General features: G+C 62.6%; 3 protein-coding genes and 1 pseudogene. All 4 read left to right on the top strand.

The window, feature by feature from the left end:
* A pseudogene (locus ACESMD_RS12530) lies at nt 1-312 on the top strand (type I secretion system permease/ATPase); the annotation flags it as partial.
* Entirely contained in the window at nt 312-1,694 is a 1,383-nt protein-coding gene (locus ACESMD_RS12525; RefSeq protein ID WP_372613656.1) for an HlyD family type I secretion periplasmic adaptor subunit, read from the top strand. The pseudogene ACESMD_RS12530 and the gene ACESMD_RS12525, both read left to right, overlap by 1 nt.
* Nucleotides 1,694-3,145: a TolC family protein gene (locus ACESMD_RS12520; RefSeq protein WP_372613654.1), complete on the top strand. Its 1,452-nt coding sequence runs from the start codon at nt 1,694-1,696 to the stop codon at nt 3,143-3,145. Before ACESMD_RS12525 ends, ACESMD_RS12520 begins: the two co-directional genes overlap by 1 nt.
* A gap of 12 nt (nt 3,146-3,157) precedes the next feature.
* A partial coding sequence (locus tag ACESMD_RS12515; protein WP_372613652.1) for a sugar transferase occupies nt 3,158-4,191 on the top strand: 1,034 nt, incomplete at its 3' end.

Here is a 4,191-nt window from a genome sequence, read left to right as displayed (position 1 = left end):
GTGCTGGACGAGCCGAACTCCAATCTCGATGATGCCGGCGAGCGTTCACTCAGCGAGTCCATTCGCCAGCTCAAGGCCGAGGGTGTCACTCTGTTCGTGATCAGTCATCGCCCCAGTGTGCTCAAGAACATGGACAAGCTGCTGGTAATGAAGGAAGGGCAGGTGAGCATGTTCGGCCCGCGCGATGAGGTGCTGGCCCAGTTTGCCAAGAAGCCCAAGCAGGTGCAGAACTCCAGTGCGCGTCTCGCCGCCATTGGTGGCGGAAAACCGGGTCCCGCTGAGGGGAGCAGTAACCCCGAGGAGCAGAATTGATGTCAGAGAAGTCAAGCAACACCTCTCCGGCCAGTCATGCGGAAGTAGATATCACTCCCGGCCCGCAGACCCTGGAAGGTGAGTATTCCGAAAAACTTCCCACCAGCGACAAGGGCTACAAGCGCCTTGGGATGGTCATCCTGCTGGTCGCCTTCGGCGGCTTCGGCACCTGGGCACTGACCGCCTCGCTGGCCGTGGCGGTGGTGGCGCCGGGCAATGTCTCCATGGAATCCTTCAAGCGCACCATCCAGCATCTGGAAGGGGGCATCGTTCAGGAAATCCTGGTCGAGGACGGTGACCGCGTGGACGTCGGCGATCCCTTGATCGTGCTCAGTGATACCCAGTCGCGGTCTCAGCTCGACATCGTCCGGTCCCAGTACCTGATCAATCGCGCCATGGAGATTCGCCTGCTGGCCGAGCAGATTGGCGCCGAGACCCTGACCTTTCCCGACGAGCTCACCGACAGTGACCGTGCGCGTGTCCAGGAAGTCCTCGCCGTCCAGCGCAGCCTCTTCCAGGCGCGTCGTCAGTCGCTGCAGAGCGCCCTGGAATCCCTGGATGAACAGGTCAACCAGATGCGTGAGCAGATCGCAGGCCTCGAGGCGCAGATCGGCATCAATCGTCGGCGTGTCGCCTCTCTCCAGAGCGAGGCCGCGGACTTCCGCTCGCTGTTCCGGGAAGGTCTGGGTGACAATCAGCGCATCCGCGAGCTCGAGCGCCAGGTGCTGCAGTACCAGGGGCTGGCGGCCCAACATCGCTCGGAGATCGCCCGGCTGGGGTCGCAGATCAGCGAGAACGAGTTGCAGAAGGAAGTGCGTCGCCAGGAGTTCCAGTCGGAGATCGGCGAGCAGTTACGCAACGCCCAGTCGCAGATCGCCGAAGCCGAGGAACGCATCACCGCCCTTGCCGACCAGGTGGGGCGTACCACGATCACCTCACCCGCCTCCGGCACCGTGGTGGGCCTGGCCGTGCACACCCAAGGCGCGGTAATTCGCCCGGGTGATCCGATCATGGAGATTGTACCCAGTGGCGACGGCTTCGTCGTCGAGGCGCGCATTCCCAGCCGCGAAATCGATAACATCTACCAGGGCCAGTTGGCTGAGATCCGCTTCTCGGCGTTCAATCAGCGTCTCACCAATCAGATCGAGGGCGAGGTCATCCATATCAGCGCCGACAGCTTCAAGGATGAAGCCACCGGCCAGATGTATTACAAGGCGAGGGTTCGCGTCAGCGAAGCGGGTCAGAAAGACATGACAGAACAGATGGAGCTGCTCTCCGGCATGCCCGCCGAAGTCATGATCCGAACCGGTGAACGCACCTTCGGCAGCTATATCGCCAAGCCCATTACCGACATGCTAGCCCGCGCCATCAGGGAGGATTGATGTCAAACTGCGATCAACCGCGACTCGCTTCATGCCTGCTGCTCGGCCTGCTGCTCTCCAGTGCGCCTCTCGTCGCTCAGGAGGACGTTCCCGCCGGGGAGGCGGCCATGGGCGAACTGGCCGAACTGGATGCCTCGGCCGGCAGCGATGCTTCCCCACTGCCGTCGCTGCCCGGGCTCTTCGAGAGCGCCCTGCGCAATGATGCTGACCTGGCACGGCAGCGCCTGGAGCTTGAGGCCGTCGAACAGGAAGTGCCTCTGGCGCGCTCGGAGCTGCTGCCTCAACTGACCGCCACAGGTGGCTATCTCTATCAGGATTCCACCAATGTCCAGACCTCCCCGGATGACTTCGGCCTCGACCAACAGGCCATTCGTCCCGGTGAAATCGATGAACAGTATTGGCAGGTTCAGCTCCGGCAGCCGCTGTTCAGCCTGGAGCGCTGGCGCGGCCTGGACACTGCCGAGAGCCGGATCGGCGTCGCCGAGATGGAGCTCGCCGTGGTCGAGCGTGACCTGGCACTGATGGTCAGCGAGGCCTATGTCAACGCCTACCTGGGTTCCGGCAAGCTCGGCCTTCTCGAGGCCCAGCGGGAGTCTTTGGAGCTACAGGTCCGCCAGGCCCAGCGTGCCTATGATCTCGGCGTGGGTGACCGCATCAATCTGCTTGAAGCCCGTTCTCGCCTCGACCAGGCCATTGCGGATGCCGTACAGGCCGGTAATGAGTACGAAGATGCCCTGAGTGAGCTCGAACGCCTCACCGGCATGCTGCCTGACTTCGGGGTCCAGGTCCTGGGTGACCTCTCGGCGGTGGTGATGGAACGTGACTGGTCGGATGAACAGCGCTGGCTTCGGCAGGTGGATCAGAATCTCGACCTGCAGCGTGCCCTGGCAGAGCGCAAGCTGCGCGACAGCGATACGCGGGTGCGTCGCAGCGGCTATTTTCCCGAGCTCAACCTCAACCTCAGTTATAGCGATCGCGTCAGCGAAGACGAGCTGCGCGAGAGCGAGGACTACCGGGCCAGCGTCGAGCTGAGCATGCCGCTCTACCGAGGCGGCTATACCGTCGCCAGCGTCCGCCAGGGCGAGCTTCGCGCCGAGGCCAGCCAGCGCGCGGTCGATAACCAGCGCAACCTCGCCGCCCAGGAAGTGCGCCAGCGGCTGAGGGCCCTGAATGGGAATGTGCGGCGTCTCGAGGCGCTCGGCCAGGCGATCGAATCCAGCGACCTCTTCCTGGAGGCCGCCGAGCGGGGTGAGCAGCTGGGCCTGCGCGACCTGGTCGACGTCCTCGATGCCCGGGCCAGCCTCTACGACCAGCGCATTCAGTTCGTGGATACCCTGGGAAGCTATGTGCTGGATCGTCTGGCACTGAACTCCGCCATCGGTGACCTCGGCAGTGATGATCTGCAGGAAACCATGAGGCTGCTGGACAGCATTTCCGATTCTTCTTCCTAGCGGTTCATGGCCATGACCCACAAGCCGAGCACCAGTGATTGGCTGCGTCGCGCCATGCGAATTTTCGATGCTGCCATTGCGATTCTGGTCTCTCTCCTGGTGCTCAGCTTGATGCCCGCCCTGGATCACACCGACGGCATCGAGTATCCGTTGCTGATCCTGGTGGGCGGCTTGATGCTCCCGGCATGCGGCGAACTGCTGGGCCTCTATCAGCCCTGGCGAGGTCGCAGCCTCTTCACCATGCTCGGGGTCTATATCCTCGGCTGGTCGATGGCCATCTTCCTGCTCAGTCTCTTCCTGGTCGCCACCCAGAGCGCCGTGCTCTTTTCTCGCAGTTGGATGGCACTGTCGTCATTGAGCGTCCTCACGGCGGGCGTGATGCTGCGCTCGGCCCTCTACCTCTACCTGCGCTGGCTGCGCTCCAGGGGGCGCAACATCAAGCGTGTCCTGTTGGTGGGCCAGGAGGCCAACCGGGAGCGGGTCCACCGAGCGCTCGCAGGTTTGCCGTATGTCGGCTATCGCATCACCCGTGAGATCGGTGAACCGGATGTCGAGCAACAACTCCAGGAACTGGTGCGACTCAGCATCTTCAATCGGGACTTCGAGGAGATCTGGTTAAGCTATCCACTAAGCGAGGGCGACATCGTCAAGCGCCTGGCGAATATCCTGATGGCCGTTCCCGTCGACATTCGCTACTTTCCCGACCTGTCTGACCTGCGACTGCTCAACCATCGGCTGGCCCAGGTGGCCGACATGTACTCCCTGGATCTCAACTATTCCCCGCTGAATGGTCCCATGCGCCTGGTCAAGGCCCTGGAGGATCGCCTTCTGGGGCTGGTGCTGTTCCTGCTGTTTCTGCCGGTGATGGCCGTGGTAGCCACGGTGATTCGCTGGAAGATGGGGTCGCCGGTGATGTTCAAGCAGTATCGTCATGGCCTGGACGGCAAGCGTTTTCGTATCTACAAGTTTCGTACCATGTCGGCTCATTTTACCGAGGGCCCAACACGCCAGACCCGGCCGGGCGATCAGAGAGTCACCGGCTTGGG

This window comes from Halomonas sp., from assembly GCF_041689495.1.
Classification (GTDB): domain Bacteria; phylum Pseudomonadota; class Gammaproteobacteria; order Pseudomonadales; family Halomonadaceae; genus Halomonas.
Note: the sequence above shows the minus strand (reverse complement) of the source record. Positions and strands in the feature narration are given on the sequence as shown.

What these genes read in the sequence shown, in the direction of transcription:
- ACESMD_RS12520 (WP_372613654.1), top strand. Translation starts at nt 1,694, where the DNA reads ATGTCAAACTGCGATCAACCGCGACTCGCTTCATGCCTGCTGCTCGGC.
- ACESMD_RS12525 (WP_372613656.1), top strand. Translation starts at nt 312, where the DNA reads ATGTCAGAGAAGTCAAGCAACACCTCTCCGGCCAGTCATGCGGAAGTA.